Annotated in this window: 4 protein-coding genes; all 4 read right to left on the reverse strand. The window is 36.1% G+C overall.

Features of this window, described 5'->3' with window-relative positions; all coding sequences use genetic code 11:
• Window positions 1-199: 199 nt before the first annotated feature.
• Entirely contained in the window at window positions 200-1,363 is a 1,164-nt protein-coding gene (dxr, locus tag OZD68_RS04260; protein WP_182309525.1) for a 1-deoxy-D-xylulose-5-phosphate reductoisomerase, read from the reverse strand.
• 72 nt (window positions 1,364-1,435) lie between these two features.
• Window positions 1,436-1,933 carry a hypothetical protein gene (locus tag OZD68_RS04265; protein ID WP_182309526.1) on the reverse strand — a complete coding sequence of 166 codons (498 nt, stop codon included), beginning with the start codon at window positions 1,931-1,933 and terminating at the stop codon, window positions 1,436-1,438.
• 320 nt (window positions 1,934-2,253) lie between these two features.
• A complete protein-coding gene (locus tag OZD68_RS04270) occupies window positions 2,254-2,955 on the reverse strand; it encodes an ABC transporter ATP-binding protein (protein WP_182309527.1) in 702 nt (233 codons plus the stop codon).
• Window positions 2,948-3,730 carry an MlaE family ABC transporter permease gene (locus OZD68_RS04275; RefSeq protein ID WP_182309528.1) on the reverse strand — a complete coding sequence of 261 codons (783 nt, stop codon included), beginning with the start codon at window positions 3,728-3,730 and terminating at the stop codon, window positions 2,948-2,950. Before OZD68_RS04275 ends, OZD68_RS04270 begins: the two co-directional genes overlap by 8 nt.
• Window positions 3,731-4,043 lie beyond the last annotated feature (313 nt).

Genomic DNA, 4,043 nt, shown 5'->3' on the forward strand with positions numbered 1-4,043 from the left:
CTACTGCTCTACCATAGCCATCAGCACATATCTTATCCTATTCGGACTATTGCGAGAAGTGCTATACTTAACCGTCATACCACCGCGAACCGTCATACCGCCGCGGTATCTTAGCATAGATCCCGCTAACAAGTAGCGGAATGACGATTGTGTATCGTGTTTTGCTAAAAATCACAGAATGCAGTCTGGTTACATTACTCTAGCTATACGCAACAACTTTACTTTCAACAATTTTGTGAGCAATAATACGACTTTCACAATCAATATTTATTATATCAGATAGTGAATTAATATCGGTATAACTACCAAAACTTTCCATTGTTGATTCCACTACCCCTACTATTTTTAAAAAGCCGATTCGTGACTTCAAAAATTCATTAACAGCTATTTCATTTGCAGCATTGAGCACAATACTGTTTGTTTGTGGAGCAGAAGAGTTTAACACTGCCATGCTAAGCTTTAGCGCAGGAAAACGCTTATGGTCTGGCTCTTGAAAGATCAATTTTCCTTGCTTTGTTAAATCTAATTTATAATTTAAAACTAATCTTTCTGGCCAAGATAGAGCATACGAAATGGGGATTGCCATGTCAGTTTCTGCAAGCACAGCAAAGTTGAACCCATCTTTATAAGTTACAATTCCATGTACTATTGACTCAGGATGCACTACTGCTTCAATTTTATCCGGGCTGATGTTAAACAAGTTATGTGCTTCTATTATCTCTAGTGCCTTATTCATCATTGTTGCGCTATCAACCGAGATTTTCTTTCCCATATTCCAAGTGGGGTGACTAAGCGCCTTATCTACCATAACATTTTTTAATTGCTCAAGGCTATAATTTAAGAATGGTCCACCAGAAGCAGTAAGTATGATCTTTTCTACGCATTTGTCGTCATTTTGCAAAATTTGAAAAATTGCATTGTGCTCAGAGTCAATAGGGATTATTTGTACATTTTTTTCTTTAGCTTTTTTGAGCAATAACTTTCCACCGCAAACAATGCTTTCTTTGTTTGCCAATGCAATGACTTTGGTACCGCTTTCTATAACTTCCATAACTGGCCCAAGGCCTGCAATGCCAACTATTGCAACAACTGAGAGATCAACAGGTATAGCAGCAACATTTGTAGCACCAATTGCTATTTTTACATCTGTACCAAGTAGACTTTCTTTCAAATCTTTGTAAAGTCTTTCATCGGAGATAGCAACATATTTTGCATTCAGCAGTTTTGCTTGGTGTGCCAGTAGAGCAAAGTTCGAATGGGCACTTAGTGCTTCCACTTGGTATTCTTCTTTTCTCTTTGAGAGCAAATCTACAGTCTTTTTTCCAACACTTCCTGTTGATCCTAAAACTGAAACCTTTTTCACTAAGACAAACTCATAACAATAGCAACTTTTCTTATTAGGCCTTCTTCCAACTATTCAATAGTTTTTAAGCGTTTAACCAAGTTCATGTCCGTGGTCATCGCCAACAGATGGTGAAGGACCAGGTGAAAAAGATTGACCATGGTGATCACCTGCATCATGCATGTCTTGCAAACCATCAGCATTATGAGCTATTTCGTTATTGGCACGAGGGTAATCATCTGAGTGATGTCCATCATCACCATGAGGCATGTCCATTCCTTCTGATGGCATATCTTCCCCACCTCCACCTGAAAAATATTCTGCAAGGCCTTCAAGAAGTTTTATGCCAAACATATTACCTGACTTTCCAAACAGTGTTACTAAACTACTGCCACTCACCAAACCTTCAAACACATTATTATAAGCAGCAATTGCTCCTTCATGAAAGTTGAACAACCATTTCATTCCATCGACAACTGTTGAAACAGAGTCACTGTGACCAAGACCAAAACCACTTTTCTCACCAGCAGCCTCTTGGTGTTGCTGCTGCGCTTGCCATTCTGCAATATTTGGACCTTGAGCTTCACTCATAAATTTTTACTCTCAACCTTAAGCTATTATTTTATCACAAATATTGCAAAATATCAATAGAGCTTTTGAATATAGCTAATACAAACAATTTCTGTCATCCTATATATAGCTAAACTGACTTACGACAATTTGAAAAACGACAAATTCGTCATTCCGCTACTAGTTAGAGGAATCTATGCCGAGATACCGCGAATGAATCGCGGTATGACGTGTTAGCTATAGGATCCAGTTTGAAAAAAATCTGAATTCCAATGTCCACTACCTTTTACAAAGTTAAAACTTAAAAATATGACTGTTAGCAATAGTGTATATATCTTTAGCTATATATAATGAATGAATTTTTTTATATATTCGTTATTGGTATTTTGTATTTCCTGAACAGTTCCATGGGAAATGATCTCCCCTTCATATAATACTGCTATTTTATCAGCTATTTTAAATGCACTATGAATATCATGTGTAATCGTGATAATTGTAGGGTTAAGATCTCTAGATAATTTTATTATTATCTCGTTTACTATATCTGACATAATTGGGTCCAATCCTGAAGTTGGTTCATCCAAAATAATGATTTCTGGATTGTGTGCAATCGCCCTTGTAAGTGCCACTCTTTTTTTCATTCCACCTGATAGCTCTATTGGAAACATATCTGCTATGCTTTCCTCCAGTCCAACATCATCTAACTTCTCGATTGCTAGCTGTTTTGCCTCTTTTTTGCTGATATTAAAGCGCTTTTTATAATTAAAAGATATATTTTCCCACACTGTAACGTAGTCAAATAAAGCGGAATTTTGAAATAAAACCCCAAATTTATTTTTGCTTTTACTATTTATTTTAACAGACCCTGAGTCTGGAGCAAGCAAGCCGATAATTGTTTTTGTTAATACAGATTTGCCGCTTCCTGAGCCACCAAGTATGACTAATGATTCCCCTTTTAATATATCAAAATTTAGATCTTTTAGTACTGTCCTATCATCAAAAGATAAGCTTAAGTTCAATATTGATATTATGGGGTTACGCATGTATCAAAGTAATCATGTAGTTTGCTAAAATGATCAGTATGGACGATAAAACAACAGTTGATGTTGTAGCAACACCTACTCCTCGTGCACCTTCTTTGCAATGGTAACCGTAATAGCAGCTTGAGACAGAAATTATGGCGCCAAATACAGTTGCTTTTATTAGCCCAGTTATAAAATCATACGTATTAAAGAACTGAGCTGTGTGTTTAATGTATATATTTAAATTGTGGTTAAATTCGAAGACTGCAGTGATACATCCTCCAAACATTCCTATTAAATCTGCACATACTGTAAGTATGGGAAATACTATGATTGACGCTAAAATCCTTGGTGCAATTAAATATTTAAAAGGGTTGATGTTCAAGGTTGTAAGTGCATCTATTTGCTCGGTGATGCGCATTGTACCAATTTCTGCTGCAACTGATGATCCAACCTTTCCTACCATTATTAAGCTGATCAAAACTGGTCCTAACTCTTTAATGATAGTGATCGTAACAAGTTTGGGTATTATCTGTTCTTGGTTAATTAATGAGTCACTCAAGCTACTTTGTAAAACTATTGCCGCTCCTATAAAAACTCCAGTGAGCCCAACAATTGGCAGAGAGAAAAAGCCTATCTCTATAATTTGTCTTGCTATGTTGCTAAAATAATATGGTGGCACAAGGCAGTGGTATAGAGATTGAATAAAAAATATGAATGCACTACCAAGCCTTAACAAAAAATTGATAAAGTACCTACCAATTATCCTAACACTATTTATATCAAAAAAGCTCACTTTGTATTCATTTTAGCTAGAGGTTAGTCTTACTGATTTTATTAAAATTTTTATTAACTTTATCGCAAAGTATAGCTGAGATATGTTTTAAGTTCAACATACTTGATGTTTTAATTTAAAGCTCATATAGCTAACCCAAGAAAGGTTTCCCTACGTCATACCGACACGGTATCCACAACTGTACGAACGTTGTAGTTTGGGAGCAATTCCCACCAGTTGGCCAGTGCCCAGACACTGGGATGTCTTTGTTGCATCGCTAGCTATGATGGATTAAAGATAAAAAAGATAGGGAATATCAGTAGCTTATTATTCT

It is taken from the genome of Wolbachia endosymbiont of Drosophila bicornuta, from assembly GCF_028982105.1.
Taxonomy (GTDB): domain Bacteria; phylum Pseudomonadota; class Alphaproteobacteria; order Rickettsiales; family Anaplasmataceae; genus Wolbachia; species Wolbachia pipientis.

Coding starts and splice junctions, on each gene's coding strand:
- OZD68_RS04265 (WP_182309526.1), bottom strand. CDS start 1,933: ATGAGTGAAGCTCAAGGTCCAAATATTGCAGAATGGCAAGCGCAGCAG.
- OZD68_RS04270 (WP_182309527.1), bottom strand. CDS start 2,955: ATGCGTAACCCCATAATATCAATATTGAACTTAAGCTTATCTTTTGAT.